The organism is Hahella sp. HN01, assembly GCF_018986435.1.
Classification (GTDB): Bacteria; Pseudomonadota; Gammaproteobacteria; order Pseudomonadales; family Oleiphilaceae; genus Hahella.
The window spans coordinates 22,257-39,607 of record NZ_JAHMIN010000013.1 but is presented as its reverse complement, the minus strand read 5'-3'; the positions used below and the strand labels follow the sequence as shown (position 1 = coordinate 39,607).

At 49.4% G+C, this 17,351-nt stretch carries 20 protein-coding genes; 7 read left to right on the top strand and 13 right to left on the bottom strand.

What is annotated here, in order from left to right:
• Positions 1-69 precede the first annotated feature (69 nt).
• The 4 genes from KP814_RS14065 to KP814_RS14050 all read right to left on the bottom strand — a co-directional run bounded on the left by KP814_RS14065 (position 70) and on the right by KP814_RS14050 (position 1,764).
• Entirely contained in the window at positions 70-288 is a 219-nt protein-coding gene (locus KP814_RS14065; RefSeq protein WP_216737358.1) for a DUF6500 family protein, read from the bottom strand.
• Between the two features lie 123 nt (positions 289-411).
• Positions 412-750, bottom strand: a complete 339-nt coding sequence (locus KP814_RS14060; protein WP_216737357.1) for a hypothetical protein — start codon at positions 748-750, stop codon at positions 412-414.
• Positions 751-934: 184 nt separating this feature from the next.
• Complete coding sequence (locus KP814_RS14055) at positions 935-1,279, bottom strand: hypothetical protein (RefSeq protein ID WP_216737356.1); 345 nt, start codon at positions 1,277-1,279, stop codon at positions 935-937.
• Between the two features lie 65 nt (positions 1,280-1,344).
• Positions 1,345-1,764, bottom strand: coding sequence for a cupin domain-containing protein (locus tag KP814_RS14050; RefSeq protein ID WP_216737355.1), 420 nt, complete (start codon positions 1,762-1,764; stop codon positions 1,345-1,347).
• 333 nt (positions 1,765-2,097) lie between these two features.
• Between KP814_RS14050 and KP814_RS14045 the strand changes: the two genes are divergently transcribed.
• The 3 genes from KP814_RS14045 (at position 2,098) to KP814_RS14035 (ending at position 3,899) form a co-directional block, all read left to right on the top strand.
• A complete protein-coding gene (locus tag KP814_RS14045) occupies positions 2,098-2,451 on the top strand; it encodes a hypothetical protein (protein WP_216737354.1) in 354 nt (117 codons plus the stop codon).
• A 196-nt stretch (positions 2,452-2,647) separates the two neighbouring features.
• Entirely contained in the window at positions 2,648-2,887 is a 240-nt protein-coding gene (locus KP814_RS14040; RefSeq protein ID WP_216737353.1) for a hypothetical protein, read from the top strand.
• Between the two features lie 151 nt (positions 2,888-3,038).
• The gene (locus KP814_RS14035; RefSeq protein ID WP_216737352.1) at positions 3,039-3,899 is read left to right on the top strand and encodes a serine protease; all 861 of its coding nucleotides are present in this window, start codon (positions 3,039-3,041) and stop codon (positions 3,897-3,899) included.
• Here KP814_RS14035 and KP814_RS14030 read toward each other — a convergent pair.
• Complete coding sequence (locus tag KP814_RS14030; protein ID WP_216737351.1) at positions 3,894-4,343, bottom strand: hypothetical protein; 450 nt, start codon at positions 4,341-4,343, stop codon at positions 3,894-3,896. The genes KP814_RS14035 and KP814_RS14030 overlap by 6 nt on opposite strands.
• 401 nt (positions 4,344-4,744) lie before the next feature.
• On the opposite strand from KP814_RS14030, the gene KP814_RS14025 reads away from it, so the two are divergent.
• The gene (locus KP814_RS14025) at positions 4,745-4,984 is read left to right on the top strand and encodes a hypothetical protein (RefSeq protein ID WP_216737350.1); all 240 of its coding nucleotides are present in this window, start codon (positions 4,745-4,747) and stop codon (positions 4,982-4,984) included.
• Between the two features lie 54 nt (positions 4,985-5,038).
• Here the strand turns inward: KP814_RS14025 and KP814_RS14020 are convergent, their stop codons facing one another.
• Positions 5,039-6,889, bottom strand: coding sequence for a collagenase (locus KP814_RS14020; protein WP_216737349.1), 1,851 nt, complete (start codon positions 6,887-6,889; stop codon positions 5,039-5,041).
• 167 nt (positions 6,890-7,056) lie between these two features.
• On the bottom strand, positions 7,057-7,638 hold the full coding sequence (locus tag KP814_RS14015; protein ID WP_216737348.1) for an NAD(P)H-dependent oxidoreductase: 582 nt from the start codon (positions 7,636-7,638) through the stop codon (positions 7,057-7,059).
• Positions 7,639-7,892: 254 nt separating this feature from the next.
• Between KP814_RS14015 and lexA the strand changes: the two genes are divergently transcribed.
• The gene (lexA, locus tag KP814_RS14010) at positions 7,893-8,495 is read left to right on the top strand and encodes a transcriptional repressor LexA (RefSeq protein WP_347815435.1); all 603 of its coding nucleotides are present in this window, start codon (positions 7,893-7,895) and stop codon (positions 8,493-8,495) included.
• A gap of 45 nt (positions 8,496-8,540) precedes the next feature.
• On the opposite strand, the gene KP814_RS14005 is transcribed toward lexA, so the two are convergent.
• Together KP814_RS14005 and KP814_RS14000 are read right to left on the bottom strand one after the other, a co-directional pair.
• Positions 8,541-8,786, bottom strand: coding sequence for a hypothetical protein (locus tag KP814_RS14005; protein WP_011395969.1), 246 nt, complete (start codon positions 8,784-8,786; stop codon positions 8,541-8,543).
• Between the two features lie 158 nt (positions 8,787-8,944).
• On the bottom strand, positions 8,945-9,403 hold the full coding sequence (locus KP814_RS14000) for a DUF6586 family protein (RefSeq protein ID WP_216737347.1): 459 nt from the start codon (positions 9,401-9,403) through the stop codon (positions 8,945-8,947).
• A 554-nt stretch (positions 9,404-9,957) separates the two neighbouring features.
• Here KP814_RS14000 and KP814_RS13995 point away from each other — a divergent pair.
• Entirely contained in the window at positions 9,958-11,166 is a 1,209-nt protein-coding gene (locus KP814_RS13995; RefSeq protein ID WP_371824061.1) for a DUF1329 domain-containing protein, read from the top strand.
• Between the two features lie 102 nt (positions 11,167-11,268).
• On the opposite strand, the gene htpG is transcribed toward KP814_RS13995, so the two are convergent.
• A complete protein-coding gene (gene htpG, locus KP814_RS13990; RefSeq protein ID WP_216737345.1) occupies positions 11,269-13,194 on the bottom strand; it encodes a molecular chaperone HtpG in 1,926 nt (641 codons plus the stop codon).
• Between the two features lie 171 nt (positions 13,195-13,365).
• Here htpG and KP814_RS13985 point away from each other — a divergent pair, with 171 nt between their 5' ends.
• The gene (locus KP814_RS13985; RefSeq protein ID WP_216737344.1) at positions 13,366-13,551 is read left to right on the top strand and encodes a hypothetical protein; all 186 of its coding nucleotides are present in this window, start codon (positions 13,366-13,368) and stop codon (positions 13,549-13,551) included.
• Between the two features lie 13 nt (positions 13,552-13,564).
• Here KP814_RS13985 and KP814_RS13980 read toward each other — a convergent pair whose 3' ends face one another.
• From KP814_RS13980 to KP814_RS13970, 3 genes are all read right to left on the bottom strand, one after another.
• Positions 13,565-14,260: a TIGR01621 family pseudouridine synthase gene (locus tag KP814_RS13980; RefSeq protein ID WP_216737343.1), complete on the bottom strand. Its 696-nt coding sequence runs from the start codon at positions 14,258-14,260 to the stop codon at positions 13,565-13,567.
• Positions 14,261-14,422: 162 nt separating this feature from the next.
• Positions 14,423-14,764 carry a DUF3135 domain-containing protein gene (locus tag KP814_RS13975; protein ID WP_041598539.1) on the bottom strand — a complete coding sequence of 114 codons (342 nt, stop codon included), beginning with the start codon at positions 14,762-14,764 and terminating at the stop codon, positions 14,423-14,425.
• A gap of 465 nt (positions 14,765-15,229) precedes the next feature.
• Positions 15,230-17,188, bottom strand: a complete 1,959-nt coding sequence (locus tag KP814_RS13970; RefSeq protein ID WP_216737342.1) for an AarF/UbiB family protein — start codon at positions 17,186-17,188, stop codon at positions 15,230-15,232.
• Positions 17,189-17,351 lie beyond the last annotated feature (163 nt).

The window sequence follows — 17,351 nt, the reverse complement described above, 5'->3', positions numbered from 1 at the left end:
CAGATTCAACAAGGCAAGCAACTGGAACAGCTCATACTATTTCGATGAACCAAGGGAATGAGATGTATTTCACGCACCCTGTTGAACCAGGTCCTTTATTTTTACCGCCTTTTCGAAGTGGTCCAGTTTATTGGTTAAAATCCACCATTCAGCGGCTTCCATTAGCAACTCAGGGTCATCATTTTTATTGGCGAAAAAAGCATAAAACGACACACCAACATTGACGCCTTTAGCCGCAATTTTCTGATCACAGACATCAATGATCTTCTTCCTCAAACTTTCTCTCATCACAACTCCGCAATTATCGACGCCGAATACACATTCGGCTGCGCCCTCAATCGACTCTGATTCAGCGCCCCACTAAAACACCCTTTCTCTATACATGAGTAGTAGCGATTGTCACCAAGGCATCTACAAAACATGTATATCCTCTATGGTTATTACAAGCTCCCCTGACGAATTCTTTTTGATTTCTGCAGACAAATTTAAATCACTGACTTCACCGTCATACCACAAATCAAACTCAATCCTTCGAGCTTCCGTAACATCATCATATATATCGTAAACACATACTGAACTATAAGCGGACTCTGGAGGCAAACTTATTAGCCCGGGATACTCTCGTAATGCTGCTTCTATCTCAGATTGTGAAAGACGACCATTTTCATTCCTGGCGACTATTTCAGAAAACTTTGAGTTGACAAGAAGTACAACCAAACTCTCAAGCAAGCCTATAATGTTATCGTCCACTTTGTCGCTCCGTTCCCTCAACCAAGCCGATGCCTAGAACTACGAGCACTGCATTTTTACTACAGTTGCTATTTCAGATCGGCTAATTCTCTAATGCAGATTAGCCTTGCCATGCATGCTCATCTCTCCATTGCTGTTCCGCTTCCCTGCATGCTTTGCAGAAATAAATATCATAGTTCTCGCCTTACATTTCTTCTGGCCCATTCACCGATGACATATAACTATTAGGGAACAGTTTTGCGCATGCTTTTATGTAATCCGGGGAGTAATCAATATGGCCACAAAACACCTTAGCTTTTCCATGTTCCAGTGTATTACCGTGTAACTCACATACACTGAAGATTTCTTGCAGCACTTCAAACGAAGGTATTTCCAGAGCATGCTTTTCGCAGAACTGCTCAATGGCGCGCTCCTGCCAGAATAGAAGCCGGCTATCTCTCCCTCTGTTGATAATCGCGACAAACTTCTTATAGCGCTCATCATTTTTTAGGAATTCTCTAAAATTTTCTCTAAATTCTATTGCGTTCATATGTTCGTATAACGTCGTACATACACAGCAAACTGCGTAAACTGCTGTGTCGTGGGAGCAAAGGGTCAACTACCGCCAGTTTTACCCGGAGGGTGTTGCTCAAACCAGGAAACAATTTGAGGCATATGTTGTTCGAAGTTGCCCGGGGTTGATATGTTTAAAACGCCTGCGCGGGACGCGCTTCGATTCTCAAAGTCGTGAGTGACGCCACTGGGGGCGAGAACAAAACTGCCTTTTGGCGCTTCCGTCCATGCTTCGCCAATGAGAAAGCTCATTGTTCCTTCTATAACAAAAAATATGTCATCTTCATTGTGGCTATGAGCCCCCGGTCCTTTTGAGTATGGCTCTAACCACCATTCGGATATTGAATAAGCTCCTGCAGACTCCTCGCCATCCGCTTTGAATATGGCTGAAATAGGCCCCATAGAGTACGAACGGCCTTGGCCTGGCGCTAAGAATATAGGCTGTCGATCTTCGTGTTTCATATTCAATGCTCCGTATTATTCAGCTAACGCCTTTCTGTGGGATGCTGCCTAGCATCCTTATGATTATTTTGTTAGGTGTTATCATAGCCACACTCGTTGACGAGCATAAGCCCATCAATATCACTGTGAACAGAGATTAATCAGTCATCGCGGTCGAATTGGAGTTGGTATTACAGTGTCTATATTCGAGCGTTTTACAAGCCCTGCCACATTGTGGGTATGTGGCCACTATCAGCACCCGAGGGTGCTCCGAGCCGCCGCTGAGTCAGAAAAAGCTGCGAAAATTTTAGCCTGGATTGATGCACATCGGTTGCACAGGACACATACAAAAACATGAGATATCTACTTTTAACTCTTTTACTTTCACTAGCCGGATGTTCTGTTGAATTTGGGCCTGAGCCGGACAAGGAAGGCCCTGCAGGAACCATATGGGCGGGAGGTGCGGATGGCGGCGTTTTTGTAAGCGTAAAAGATGATAGCAATCCCAATGACCGCATCTATCTTGGGAAAATTTATTACGAGCACGATTCCACAATCTGGTACGACGGGCGCTTAGAGCTGGTTGGCGTTATTGCTTTCGATCCTTCAGATAATACCCAGTACGCCGGTTGGGATGGCGACGATCTACACCTGAAACAAGGGGGATACCTAAAGTCTTTGGATGAACCGCGCCAGCCTACGCCGTAGCCGTCCGTTTTAAACTACGGAATATTATGATTGGCAAGGTAGAGGCAATTAAACAGGACAGACAGTGCAGAAATTGATTTTAAAAGTTGTGGCTGAGTAGAATTACAATATTTCTTAGTGAATTCATGAGAATGAGCAATATAGTCAAGTGCGCAAACGCGCATGCGAAATGCTTAAATTTTAACTGACCGTGAATATGACGCTTTCAAGTAGCCAGCAAGAACAACTTTGGATAGACGCCTGGAACGATCTTGACGATTTACAGGCTCAGAACCTGTTCTCATTTATCCTGTTACCAGACTATGTGGAAGCTAATTTAGAGCAGGCGCAAGGATGGATTCAGGACCGTGTTTATGAAAACTATAAAATTCACTTTGAGATTGCTTTCTACAAAGGGAAAAGATCCATTTTTATTCACGCCGAAAAATGCAACTGAATGCCCATCCACTCAATCAAACTAATGAGACCGAGCCCTTGATTTACTTCGGTTTCTAAAAATATGAATAGATACATATTAAACAGAGAAAACATATAAAGATCCCGAAAGCATTGCAATCACAGCCGCCCCTTTCCGTAGAAGTAGAGAAATGATGCGTAAACGCTTACTCCTATCAAAATTAACCGCCCTCTTAGCTAAAGTGAGCGCCTGCATACTCACGGCGACGCTAGTTGTTTCCTGTACGTCGGTAGAGGAAAGTGTTGCTGGACAATCCGACAGCCCGAAAAGAAGTCTGGTTGATGACTTTGACTATATCGTTCCGATTTTGGATGAGGATCATTTCCGCATCTGCACCGGCCTTATTCTGAAGCACGGACTAGTGGTTACCGCCAAGCACTGTTTTAGGGACGACTCCAAGAAAGGCAATTATTATCTCGCCTACTCTGAGGACAGCTCGATTGATCAAAACGATCTTTATATCCCCGTCGCCTCGTTCGAATATGACAGCTCGGTTGAAGGTATCAACGATCTGGCGATCGTGCATTATGATCCGGGTTACACGGAGGGTAAGCTGGCGCTTAAGGATATCCCGCTAAACTTCGGTCCAGCTCCAGAAACAGGCGCAGCGCTGTTTTCAGTTGGCTACCCCATTGTTAAGACACAAAACACTTTGAGGGTCAGCTCCGCCAAATGTCAGCACAAACAGCGATCAGGAAAGCTATTGCTCTCGCCCAAATCGCCGGGGTACGACGGTGTATTATTCGATACGGACTGCCCCGCCTTCTGGGGAAATTCCGGCGCGCCGGTTTTCAGTGCTCGCTACGATGAACAGGGGAATGTGGAGCTAGTATCTCTGGAAGGCGTAATCACGCATACCTTTGACTTGGTTAGTAATGGGGATCTTGATTATCGAAAAATGAAACACGACGCTTTCGGCCCGTATATGACGTCGAATTATTCGCCGCTCGGTCAGTCCGTACGCCTGAAGGAAATAATGAAGGCTCTATAAGAGTGAGCCTTCTCCCGACGCCTCAACAACAAGCCTGGTAATCAAATCCTGCAACGCCTTCGTCTCCTCCCGCCCAGGAAATGCGTAAAAACATAGCGCCACGGCAGGGTTTTCATGGAGCAGGAGGTAACCGCCTTCGCCTGGTTGAGTTTCATCGTAGGAGCGATACGTCGGAAACTGCGTAAACCCCGTCATGCCCGGCTGGTACAGTCGATATTGCGCAGCAATGTATTCAAACTGGGACTCTGCGTGCGCTGCCAGGATGGAGTCATGAAGCATGTTGGCAAGATGGTCGACCTGTTGCTGCAGCGCGGCCAACCTCCTGCCATTCTCCCTCTCCGCACGCTCCAGAGCATCGCCCTCACCTTTCAGGACCTTGAGTCCCACCGTCATTTCAACGTAGACAAAACCGACGATACTGAACCGGGAAACCATTCCACTCATGTCGCCCTCGACTCCAACGTTGGATATACGCTTTGCTGAAAGTTGTTCACGAGAAACACCAAGTTAGACGATAACAATCCAGAGCAGGCGACGACATGGAATAGTTTCCGTCAGATCATCAATTCAATAAATTCATGCAACGCTGATAATCACTATAGCTATGGTGGCTTCTCATCTAATTATGGGGATCTTTAACCAATCATCCTTTTACAGAGATCTATCGGTCCAATTACTAAGGTGACTCTCCTTGGACGCTTGGTCCGTCCTTGTTACGCCCCCCACATATGACCTAGGCCATACCCCCTCTTGCCCCGTCATAACAAGACAAATACCATTTCCTTCCAAAAACACAATTGCACTAGCCCTTAGGGCATCATTGAACACAGGTTTAAGGAGTAACAGTGAATCAGACGTCCCCTTCGCAGAAGGTCGTTAACGACTTATTCCGCATCGCGGAGTTGCTGCGTTATACCGAACAGATAACCCCTTACGGGTATGCTTGGCTGATGGAATTCTGCGCAAATGTAGAAGCCAAAGAGGATGAGCAACAATTTGACGCTGCCATCCCCTCAATTCAGTCAATGACCGATATCACCCCAGAGCCTTCTAAGACAGCTCAGTTATCTCGCCGAAACGGCTAACGAAATTAAAAGCACGGATTTATTAATCAATACGCCAGGGATTTGGCTTTTACTTTAACTGCCAGAGGCGACCTGAAGCTCCTTTTTGATCGTCGTCATCCACTCCGCAAAATCCGCATCCAAGAATTTCGCCTCATCTTTCAACCAGTCCTGGTAATCCTCGTAGCGCCCTTGCCGGAACCACTTCACCAATCGTTCAACATCGTCTGGACGTTGTTCGAACATATACCGCACCGCCCAATAACCCCAATGATAAATACGTGACTCATCGCTCTTGTAGTTGGAGTGTATGATATCCGAGAAACGCACCATTTCTGACAAAGCCGCTTCTTCTGCATCTGGATAATAATCCTGTAAGGCGATGTATTCGGCGACGCCTTCGGCCCACCAAACATTATCTTCAACGTACTCCGATTCCAAACCATACATGGTGAATCGCCCGTCCAAATAATGCACAAACTCATGATCCAGATTCAGTATCTGATGCGAGTCTGAGACCTCTTCTGACTGATAAGCCAGCACTCGCGCCTGATTAGCTTCATCAAAAGGGTCGCCCTCATAGAAAACGCCGCCAGCGGTCACTGCATCGGAATCAAACAATAGCCAGCCCAAGTCAACGAATGTGTCTGAGTCTTTAAATATGACCATTTCCAGAGTGTCGTTCTGATCCTCAGCAACGGGCTCTCGTTCACTGTTCAGCATCTGGTGAAAAATATCTTCGCGCCGAGACAAAGCTTCACAGGCGGAGTCAAACTGCTCCTCCGTCATGGATTGAGCCCTTATTCTGACCGTCTCGCCACACATGCGCTCTCGGCGCAAAATAACAGTCTCGACGCGCTTTCTATAATCGCAAGCGTTGTAAAGCCTGCAGTTCGACTTATCGTAGTAATCCACTGAGCCGGCCAAAATGCTCCACACATTCGCTGTATCACGACTCAGGTCATATCTGTTAATCAGGTTACGTATGAAGTGGCCTGTATCATCCCGTATCGTTTTATACTGCAGAAAGCGCCCGAGCTCTTTGACGGCATTCATCAATAGATACTCCCGGCTGCCAACCAACCACGAATCTTTATCAACAATGAAGCGATAGAGTGCGTTAGGAATCTGCGCATCATGAGAGGCGATGTCGACAAAGGCGTCATTGTCATGGCCTTTATAGTAGATATTGAAAAGCTCGTTTAACGCTGGATCATAACGCTCATTGGCGTCGGTCAGCGGGCCCAGTTTCTCTAACCAGGCGACGGACTCATTGACAACCGCTCCCTGATTATCAGAACTGTTTACCAGTTTGAAAGACAGCTCCGTCAATCGCGCGCGATCTGCTCCAATGGCGCCTTGCAGAGCATTATTGGTCACTTGAACGACGACTACCGCAACCTGTTTCTGCAACGCCTTTCCATATAGCTTCTTCTTACGCGGGCGGTTTCTTTCCAGCACATATCCCGCATGCAGATATTGAATGAGGTTCGTCAGTTCATAGATATTATCGTCTTGAAAATAAGATGATTCTGAAGTGGCCGCTTGCGCCACGACTGACATGTTGGCTTCCGAGAATACATTGAGAAGAGCTTGTTCCTCCATGAAGGCCAAGTCCCTCACACAATCATGATCCATTCCCCATATGGCCAGAACAAATTCGTCATCCGAGAGCCCCGAAAGACCATCCAAATAGCAGTCAGACTTACTCTCTTCCTCGTAGTGTGATTCGTCCTCTTTTGCTCGACTGTATGCCGGCAGCGGTGGAGGCAATTCTGATAACTTTTCCGGCTGCTCCGAGTTGTGTCGAAAATACTTAAAAAGCTCCCCACCGCCCTTTGACCATGTCATTGCGCTGACAGTGAGAATAAGAAAGACAACGCCAACCACAAAGGGGGCTTTAAACCATCTGTTCGCTGGCGTCATGACGATTCCTGAAGAGATTTACAACTGATATGAAAAGTACGCTGCGGATCATGAGCTTTACCGCACGGGCCATGAAGATATACCGATAGAAGTTATCGGTCTGTCTAAGAAAAGCATCAAATTGTATCAAAGTCGCCAAGCAGTTAAGGCAATGACTAAACCAAAGGCTATATCGCTTTACCGCCGTACCTGCGCATTCTATCCAGCCAGTGTTTTCGGGACCGCGAATCAGAATCCTCCACCGCGCCAATCAGCGACGCCTGGACCGGCGAAACGCCACAAATACCCAAGACATTACGTTTTAGACTTTTTAAACTATGCGAACGATAAAACCAGCGATAGACAAACGCAGGCATTCCCATCGTTACGACAATACGCGCTCTGCGCCCTTTCAATAGCCTTTTGGGCCACTTATCGCCACCGCCTACAGCAAACCCCGGCCGTAGCGTCTGCTCCAGGAATGCTTTTAATATCGCAGGAAGATCTCCCATCCATAGTGGATAAACAATAAACAGACATTCGGCCCATTGGATATCTTTCTGCGCAGCGATAATCGATTCTGGCGGCGGTTGTTCCTCAAACTCCTGCTTTGAACGCAACCAGGGAAAATTCATTGTCGCCACCGCCAGCCTACGCACCTCATGCCCCGCCGCCTCCGCGCCGTCTGCATACGCGTCAGCCAAGGCATGACAGTACCGGCCTCCTCGTGGATCAGGGTGTCCCTGAACAATCAAAATACGCGACCCCATAGGCGGCTCCCTGAGAGACTAATCATCTGTTTTATATTTTTCTTGATTAACCAAGGCGGGCATTTGTTGCTGATCAATATTCAACAGCTTTACTTGATAAGTGGTCCGCCATGAGAGTTTTCATCTTAAACCTCAGTCACTTAGACATTTTTTCTTTACTTGCCCAAACCATTACTGTATACATAAACAGACATGGATAAACATATAGTATACACAGAATTTTATCAGACCTTTTAGGTTCCCCGGAGGGTGGAGTGATTAAGCTAACCAAGCGCCAGGAGCAGGTTTTACAACTGATTCGCGAGCATATTGAGGAAACGGGTTATCCACCTACCCGGGCGGAGATTTCCAATCGTCTGGGGTTTCGCTCCGCTAACGCTGCGGAAGAGCACCTGAAAGCTCTGGCGAAGAAAGGCGCTATCGAGATGGTTCCCGGCGCCTCTCGCGGCATCAGGTTGCCAGCGACGGAAACGCAAAATCAGGGGATTCCAATTGTCGGTCAGGTTGCAGCGGGCTACCCCATTCTGGCCCAGGAAAATATTGAAGAATATTGCGAACTGCCTCCATCCTTCTTTACTCCTTCCGCCGATTATTTTCTTCGTGTCAAAGGCATGAGCATGAAGGACGTGGGAATACTCGACGGTGATTTACTGGCGGTGCATCGCACGACCGATATCCACAACGGGCAAATTGTGGTTGCGCGCATTGGCGATGAAGTGACCGTAAAGCGCTTTCAGCGTCAAAAAAACAAAGTGCTTTTATTGCCGGAAAACGAAGAGTTTGAGCCAATTGAAGTGAATCTGTCGCAACAACCGTTGGACATCGAAGGACTGGGCGTCGGCGTTATTCGCCGCTAACAGGGAACGAAGCGCCGACTGCCCTTGTATGGGCAGCCGGGGCCTTTAATGTACGGTTTTCGGCTTTTCTTCCGCCTCAGACTGACGAATCGCCTCTTCCCGCATATCTCCTACCAATTTAATCGCCGCATTAATCATTGCATGCGCAACAGCTGCGTCATTTTCCGCCAGATATGCCTTGGCTTCCTGACCGAAGCTGATTTTCACCAAATGTTCGCTTCCGCCTCCCATGGGTTGCAAAGCGAAATCGCCATTCGGCAATTGAACAATTTCAAAGAAGCTTGATGCCATTTCCAAATCTCCTACTCGTAAGTTCTCACTGAAATGTTTTCCATCGTCCCAACACCCGGGAGCGAACAAATCAGAAAACTAGCCACAGGCGCCTCATTCATTTTCCTAAGCTGTTATCAGTCGAGGCCTGAGAGGGTTTCTTTCATTCAAGCTTACCTCTACCACTCAAAACTGTGCTCTCTCATCTCGTTGATGAACGCCTGCATGGACTCCAGTATCACCACTAACTCCATCACATATGGAGCTGACGTGGCGGCGATAATATTTTCATTTTGCGGCGTTTCATTTTTTCGGGGGCGAGATATGTCCCCAAATTGTTTTAGCAGTTGAGCCAGCCAGGAATCGGGTTGCTCCACCGCCAGCTTCATGCTGAWTACTTCTGGCGATTCAACTTCCAACTCTCCTTCCAAGTCAGCGAGCGTCTCAATTTTAACTTTGATGCGACGCTGCTCCGCAAGCTCATTCAAGAAGCCGACATATGCCTGCTGCAGAAAACGCAAAGCCGCCCGTCCGGCGCATTGCTTTTCCGCCACCGTTGAGGATGCATCCCTCCACTGCAACTGCAGCTTGGCGAAAAACAGGTTTTCATTAACATAAGTCAGCCACTTATCGGACATACCTTAACTCATCAACAATTGCTCTTTGTTAGTGTATAGGTTTTTAACCATAAGTTCTTTAATAAAAAATTCCCCTCCGGACTATTTCCTGAGGCGCAATTCCGATTCGTTTAGACGCCTAAATTTCCTACCATTGCCACCTAAATCCGACTCAGGTTTCCGTAAAAATGGCGACAATCTATCAGCAGCCCCTTTCTCATAGCTTAGCACCCGATCCTCAGGCTCGCCCCTTACACAAGTTAACGTTCAGCAGCAACCCGCCATAAACGCTAACAAAGGCGCTAGTGAGAAAACTAGAATAATATTTTAGACTGCTATAATTTTGTCCAGGGAGAGAAAGTAAGGGAACTGTCTGTTACTTCTAGAAAGAGAGTGAGAAAGACATGGCTTATAGCCGTAACGCAAGAAAAAATATAAATAACGCACTGGTATTACTCGTATTTTCACTAATCGCGCAAAACGCCCCAGCTAAGGCGCCGCCGGATCAGGTTGCACGTTTGGACCGGGATCTCACGCCGCTTGGCGCCGAGAGGGCCGGTAGCGAAGGGGGGGAAGTGCCCTCTTGGGATGGTGGCATTAAGCAGCCGCCTGCGAATTATAATCCAGATAAATGGCATGCTGACCCCTTCGATGCGGACGTTCCACGCTTCATCATTAACGCCGGCAATGCACAGGATTATTCAGACAAACTGACCGAAGGCCACAAGGCTCTGCTGCAGAAGTATCCAAGCGATTACATTCTGAAAGTGTATCCCAGCCGCCGCAGCGCGTCTTACCCTGACCACGTCTATGCCGCTCTGAAACAAAACGCCGCCAAGGCGGAACTAATGCCTCGTGGAACAGGCGTTAAAGGATCGCTGATCACCAGTCCATTTCCGATCCCCAATCAGGGAGTGGAGATTATCTGGAACCATATCCTGCGCTACCGGGGCGAAGAGGCTTCATTTCGTTCTTCGTTCGCCGCCACACTTCCAGACGGTTCTTACACGCCGGTGACAACCGACTATGAGTATTTCTTTGTGTATGCTCAGCAGCACAATCGCCCGGAAGACATCGATAACAAAATCTTCTATCTCAAGACGGAGGTCGTCGCTCCCGCCAAGCTCGCAGGAACCATGAACCTGGTGCATGAGACGCTGGATCAGATTCGATCTCCTAGACAATCCTGGCGCTATCAGGCCGGCGAACGTCGCCTGCGCCGCTCCCCTAACCTGGCCTACGACGCCGAGGCCCCAAATAGCGAAGGGCTGCGCACCACCGACCAGATTGATATGTACAACGGGGCGCCGGATCAATATGAATGGACGCTAATCGCCAAGAAAGTCATGTATGTGCCTTACAACGCTTACCAGTTGCACTCCAGCAACCTGCGCATGAACGATATCGTGCGTCCCGGCCACATCAATCAGGAGCATGCGCGCTACGAAGCGCATCGGGTGTGGGTGGTGGAAGGCATCTTGCGCGAAGGGCTGGGTCACATCTATCACAAGCGCCGCATGTACTTTGATGAGGACTCCTGGCAACTGCTGGTTGCGGAGGATTATGACGATAAAGGTGAACTGTGGCGCGTATCGGAAGCTCACTTGGTGAATTACTACGAGGTGAAAGCTCCCTGGACCACACTGGAGGTTATTTACGACCTGAAGTCAGGGCGTTATTTCGTCGACGGTTTGGATAACGAAGAAAGGCCTCGCGACTTTGCGCCCGGACTGAGAGACAGCGACTTCTCAACTTCCGCGGTACGCCGCGCCGCCAGACGCTAATTGTTTTCCATTAGACACCTGTAGCCCACCTTTCTCCCACGAAAAAAAGGCCGCTGATTAAGCGGCCTTTCTCTTACTGCAACTTAGACAGCTATACGAGGCTTAGCCCGCGTTAGAAAGCTCAAGCAGCAGTTTATTCAGACGACTTACGTAACCAGCAGGATCTTTCAGGTTTTCTCCGCCAGCCAGTCGCGCCTGATCAAACAATACCCAAGTCAGATCTTCGAAACGCGCGCCCTGCTCTTCACCCAGTTTTTTCACCAGGGGATGCTCAGGGTTGATCTCGAAGGTCGGTTTGTTCTCAGGCAACGCCTGGCCCGCCGCTTCCATGATGCGACGCATCTGCACGCCCATATCGTAAGCGCCGACCACCAGACAGGCGGGAGAGTCAGTCAAGCGGTGAGTCACGCGCACTTCTTCCACGTGATCTTTCAACACTTCCTTCAAGCGGTTCAGCAAAGGCTCGGCCTCTTTGGAAACCTCTTCCTGCTTCTGTTTCTCTTCTTTGTCTTCTACTTCGCCCAGGTCCAATTCGCCTTTGGCGATATCCTGGAAGTGCTTGCCGTCAAACTCGTTGAGATGGCTCATTAGCCACTCGTCAATGCGGTCATGCATCACGAGCACTTCAATGCCCTTCTTGCGGAAAATCTCCAGGTGCGGGCTCTTCACGCCAGCGCTGTAGGATTCGGCAGTGATGTAGTAAATCTTATCCTGCCCCTGCTTCATGCGGCTGACATAGTCTTCCAAAGACTGAGTCTGCTTGTCGTCGTCCTGGTGCGTGCTGGAGAAGCGCATCAACTTGGCGATTTTCTCGCGGTTAGCGAAATCTTCAGCCGGACCTTCTTTCAATACGCGGCCAAACTCATCCCAGAAAGTCTGGTATTTTTCCGCATCGTCAGCAGCCAGTTTGGACAGCATGTCCAACACGCGCTTGGTCAGCGCGGAGCGCATGCTTTCCACCGCCTTGTCGTTCTGCAGAATTTCCCGCGATACGTTCAGGGACAGATCGTTAGTGTCCACGACGCCTTTCACGAAACGCAGATACAGCGGCAGGAACTGCTCGGCGTCATCCATGATGAAAACACGCTGAATGTATAGCTTCAGACCACGTGGCGCTTCGCGATTCCACAAGTCATAGGGCGCTTTTGCAGGAACATACAGCAGACTGGTGTAGTCCAGCTTGCCTTCCACGCGGTTATGCGCCCAGAGCACTGGGTCACTGAAGTCGTGAGCAATATGTTTGTAGAACTCTTTATAGTCTTCGTCTTTGATCTCGTTACGAGGCAAGGTCCAGAGTGCGGTCGCTTCGTTAACCGATTCGAATTCAGGCGCGGATTCCGCCTTCTCTTTGCCTTCTTCCTCTTCCCCAACGTCCATATTTTCTTTGATCATTTCAACCGGGAAAGAAATATGGTCAGAGTATTTTTTCACCAGACTGCGCAAGCGCCAGCCGTTAGCGAACTCTTTCTCTTCTTCTTTCAAGTGCAACACAATACGCGTGCCGCGCTCTTCTTTGGTCACGGTTTCAATGGAGAAATCGCCTTCTCCTCTGGACTCCCAGCGCACCCCTTCTTCAGGTTTCATGCCTGCGCGGCGAGTATAAACCTCAACCTTGTCGGCGACGATAAAGGCGCTGTAGAAGCCGACGCCGAACTGCCCGATCAAACGTGAGTCCTGTTTTTGGTCGCCAGTCAGACTGGAAAGAAATTCCGCCGTACCGGATTTGGCGATAGTGCCCAGGTTCGTCACCACTTCATCACGGCTCATGCCGATACCGTTGTCCGACAAAGTAATGGTCTGCGCTTTCTCATCAAACTCCAGGCGAACTTTGAGGTCGTTGTCGCCTTCGTAGAGGTCTTCTTTGCTCAACGCCTGAAAGCGTAACTTATCCAAGGCGTCCGACGCGTTGGATACCAATTCGCGAAGGAATATTTCCTTGTTGCTGTAGAGCGAGTGAATCATCAGGTGAAGCAATTGCTTCACTTCAGCCTGAAAGCCTAAGGTTTGTTTTTCTGTTGCAGTCGTCATCGGTCGACAAACTCCTGGCGTAAGTCCGTATCGGAAACAAGTGAAATAATATTGATTGCAGGCCGGCGATTTATCCGGCGCTTGTGGCCAGAAAGTGGGGGCGAATATGGATATTTCAACCGTTTCGGAGCTATGCTCACATTTTCATGACTAACAAATGCGAGAAACTCTGTGGGAGATGTCATTCCATTCAAAAGGCCGTCCCTGAAGAAGAAGGCCAAAGGTAAAACCTTGTGCCGCAATGGCTTTCACAAATGGGAGGTCAGTAAGGAAAAGCAATTCGACGTAAAATCGGGCAAGCTGGTGACGGTTTACCGTTGCGCCCGCTGCGGCGAACAGAAAGTGCAGGCGTTGTAACAGCGCCGAATGCTCAGCGCCCCGGCCAGGGCAGATCCCAAGGATACGCCCACTCCTCCTCCAATAAGTCGCGCATCGTCTCGGACACAAACAGCTCCCCAGTCTGCGGTGGACGGATGATCGCCAAGCGCTCCCCTTTATAACTGAAACGCACGCCATAAGCGTGCAAGTAAGTGCGGTCAAAATCTCTGGCCGCCTTTCCCGCATATAAGTCGTCCCCGGCGATGGGCGCCGAGATACTTTTCAATGCAACGCGAATCTGATGCGTTTTCCCCGTTAATGGACGCACGATAAACGCCCTGACGCCGGGCATTAGGGTGTGGCTGAAGAATTGGGTGACGGCGGGATTTTCGCGCCCCTGGGTTAATTTCCAAGCGCCCGCGCGCGCCTTTCCCATATCGCCGATGATTTTACCCTGCTTTTTTTGCGGCTTTTGCCCAGACAAAGCTATGTAAAATTTCTCAACTTGGCGGGCGCTGAACTGTTCGGTCAATTCGCGAGCTAACGCTGGCGTTTTCGGCAGCAACAATAATCCGGACGTCACTTTATCAAGGCGATGCACCGGATAGACGCGGACGCCTAAGGCGTCCGCCACACTGGAGCAAAGGCCCTGCACACCGTCTTCATCATGAAAAGATATTCCTGGCGCTTTATCAACGACCAGCAAGTCATCGTAGTCGGCGACTATTTGAAAAGAGGATGCATTCACCGTTTCACTCCACATCGGCCAGCAGGTGGAGCGGCAGTTTACCCCAGGTGTTTTCAATGCACGAGTGGAAACCGCCGAAACCGGTTAAAACATATTATTACGGCGTTGCGATCAATTAACGCCGAGAAGGCAATCCATTGCGGGAGAGAGAAGCGCCTGGGATCAGGCTCGACTGCGATAGTCTTCGAGAGAGATAACTTCGGCATTGGAAACCGGGGCGGCTTCCGCCTCAGCCAAGGCGAAGTCATAACGCTCGTTCAAACAGTAACGCAGCTCCGCCAGGGACTCATGCATTAACTGACTGATCTTGATGCATGCCGCCAAGGGGGTCTTGGCTCTGGCGCGGGTCATATCGACCTTGAACTGAAGTCCGCGCAGCTTGCGCTGACAATCAGTCCGGGCGGAGGTGATTATATACTCCACCATCTCTTCTCTTAGCGCTTCCAATGCTTCAGGCCTTTGTTTGGCCATTTCAAGCAATTCATCAAAATGTGGAAGTTCCATTCTAAGCTCTCTTACTACACTACAGCCTGATTCGGCTTTCATACTACCCAGCGGCTTTTTGTTACTACTCAGCAGCCACCTGCTGAAAAGCGATAGGCTCTTAAGCTTCAAGCTGGTCTCACCCAGCGCTCAAGACATGGACCCAACCAGAAAAGCCACACCTTATTTTGTTCAATTTTTAACCATATTCAGATAGTACAAGTCTGCTTTTGACCTGTACACATAAAATGCATTCTAACAGAAAAAAATGGCATGTTACATTGTGTAAAATTAGTTATACCTGTGTAAATAAAAGGCTTTATATACAAGCCGGTTAGCATAACAAGCTAAGGTTAGCAGGTAGATAAACAACCTAAGTGGTCTAGGAAAGATGGGTAAAAAGGCAGGCGCCTGTTAGTAAAAATGTGAGGCGAGACACACTTAAAGACTCGCCCTCATTGCTGTTTGAGGCGTCATATGGGGCGCTCAGACTCGGCTGATCAGTCCCCGCAAGTTCTTCAACCGGGTTTGCACACGGTCACGAACCAGGCGATAGGGAAACAAGGTCACGCCGAATCCCAGATCCATAAATAACTGAGCGCGCGGCGCCTGCTCGTACATGCTCAGATAAGCGCCCGCCATAGCGGTGATGGAACGGCTCAGGTGCAGGTAGTCGCTTTGAACGATAATTCCCAGTTGGTAGGTATTGGATAGCAGATGCATCACCGTCTGCAAACGACGCTGAACGCCTGTCACGCCCTCTTTGTACAACTGCGTCAAAGCATGAACGCCCAGTGGCGTGACCCCCTTCTTCTTCAGTGTTTCGGTCAAGGCGGCGTGTATAAACTCCCTGCGGCGGCGATTATCTTCCGGGTGCGTGCTCATTTCGATCAATGCGTGGGTCAGACGCTCTACATCCGCCGTCAGCGCTCCATAGACATAGTCCCAGACCAACGGCCACTTACCCCGCATATCCACCACGTTGCCCCAGTCAATCAGAAACAGACGACCTTCAGGCGTCACCATGATATTGCCCGGATGTAAATCGCCGTGAAACTCTTGATACACCAGGACGTGCTGCAAAATGGTGAATAGAAAGCGCTCCGCGACTTTCCGGCGCAGGTCTTCTTTTTCCTGTCCCGCCACTTCCCGTAAGAGACGATCCACTGACAGCGCCGTCTCCAGGTATTCCATCTCAATAATGCGCCCTGTGGCGGAGTATATTTGCGGTACGGACCAACTGTCGCTGTCCTGAGAGCGACGATAAAAACGTTTTTGTATCGCCGCCTCGTCCTCGAAGTTCAGCTCTTGCTCGAACCCTCGCGTGAATTCTTTAACCTGACGGGACATCGCCTCCAAAAACGGCAACAGTTTGGTATGAGGCGCCCAGTATTGACTGGAGATCAGCATCAACTCCAGGGCCAGCGCGCCCATCTGAAATTCCCGCTCAAGATTGTGCCTGGACACCTTCACGACAATCGGAACCAGCATTTCGACGCCATCCCGACGCACGGGCTTCTTCGCTACGTATACCGAACCAATGGAGCCTGAACGCAAGGGATTAGCGACATCAAAACCGAAATATATTTCCCCGGGAAGCTTGCCGTAGCATTCCAGAAACGCCTGATTCACTTCCTCCGCCGTCATTGGCTGCACGTCTTCCTGAAATACTTTCAGCTCAGTGGCGATTTCTTCCGGCAGGAACTCCGCATTCGCAGCGGCCACCTGGGCCATTTTGATAAACAAAGGGCCGAACTCGCGCACCATTTTCGCCACAATCTGCGCCTGTCCGGCGAAATCACGCGGATCGGTTTGTAAGAAAGGCTTGATATAACGGATAGCGCGGATCTGCCGCCGCAAAATCGCCAGATCACTGCGCAGAACCCTCGCCTTTTGCGCCATTTCACCGATAGCGAGGTTATTCACATGTCGCAAGTGTTTGATACGATTGATGATCTCCACCAGCAGCGGCTCATAGGCGCGCAACACGGAGCGGATAATATCCAGGTTGAGCTCCACCAGTCCTTTCAACTCAGGCGCGCTGATCAACTCATGGAAAAACTGCCAGAACTCATTGACGATAGCCTCAGGGATCTCCACCGGGCTCCGCGACACGGTCTGTTTGACCAGAAACTGAATCAGACCTTCTGTCGTCTCTTCATTGGGAATCAGTTTGTATTTGCGCAGATAGCCGGTCAGGGCCTTGGATTGTTCAGAGATGGGGTGCTGGTAGAGGGCTTCGAATAACAGATCCAGCTCGCGGGCCAGTTGTTCTCTGTCAATGAGGTCGTCGCTGAGGATCAACTGGCCGATGGGAAGGAAGGATTTCGGCAGTTTTACCGTACTGACCGCAAACTGGCCGGCCCCCCGCAACACCCGGTCAGTTCGTTGCTTTAAAACCGGAAGGTTAATCTCGATGAACTTCTTTGGGTCCGATTCACTCATGTGGGCGCCAGAGCCTGATGCTGTCCATAGGTTGTTTATGAAGTCCGACAAGCTCCAAGCTTATCAATATCATTCGAGGCAAAAAAGCAGTCTAGCACTTATCCACAGGGCGAATAGATAAAGTTTGATGGAGTTGGCCAAATTGAAAATGACCAACGGTCAT

Bases quoted from the DNA above. Each gene is read 5' to 3' on its own strand.
- KP814_RS14065 (WP_216737358.1), bottom strand. From the start codon at position 288: ATGAGAGAAAGTTTGAGGAAGAAGATCATTGATGTCTGTGATCAGAAA.
- KP814_RS14055 (WP_216737356.1), bottom strand. From the start codon at position 1,279: ATGAACGCAATAGAATTTAGAGAAAATTTTAGAGAATTCCTAAAAAAT.
- KP814_RS14050 (WP_216737355.1), bottom strand. From the start codon at position 1,764: ATGAAACACGAAGATCGACAGCCTATATTCTTAGCGCCAGGCCAAGGC.
- KP814_RS14045 (WP_216737354.1), top strand. From the start codon at position 2,098: ATGAGATATCTACTTTTAACTCTTTTACTTTCACTAGCCGGATGTTCT.
- KP814_RS14040 (WP_216737353.1), top strand. From the start codon at position 2,648: ATGACGCTTTCAAGTAGCCAGCAAGAACAACTTTGGATAGACGCCTGG.
- KP814_RS14035 (WP_216737352.1), top strand. From the start codon at position 3,039: ATGATGCGTAAACGCTTACTCCTATCAAAATTAACCGCCCTCTTAGCT.
- KP814_RS14030 (WP_216737351.1), bottom strand. From the start codon at position 4,343: ATGAGTGGAATGGTTTCCCGGTTCAGTATCGTCGGTTTTGTCTACGTT.
- KP814_RS14020 (WP_216737349.1), bottom strand. From the start codon at position 6,889: ATGACGCCAGCGAACAGATGGTTTAAAGCCCCCTTTGTGGTTGGCGTT.
- KP814_RS14015 (WP_216737348.1), bottom strand. From the start codon at position 7,638: ATGGGGTCGCGTATTTTGATTGTTCAGGGACACCCTGATCCACGAGGA.
- KP814_RS14005 (WP_011395969.1), bottom strand. From the start codon at position 8,786: ATGGCATCAAGCTTCTTTGAAATTGTTCAATTGCCGAATGGCGATTTC.
- htpG (WP_216737345.1), bottom strand. From the start codon at position 13,194: ATGACGACTGCAACAGAAAAACAAACCTTAGGCTTTCAGGCTGAAGTG.
- KP814_RS13975 (WP_041598539.1), bottom strand. From the start codon at position 14,764: ATGGAACTTCCACATTTTGATGAATTGCTTGAAATGGCCAAACAAAGG.
- KP814_RS13970 (WP_216737342.1), bottom strand. From the start codon at position 17,188: ATGAGTGAATCGGACCCAAAGAAGTTCATCGAGATTAACCTTCCGGTT.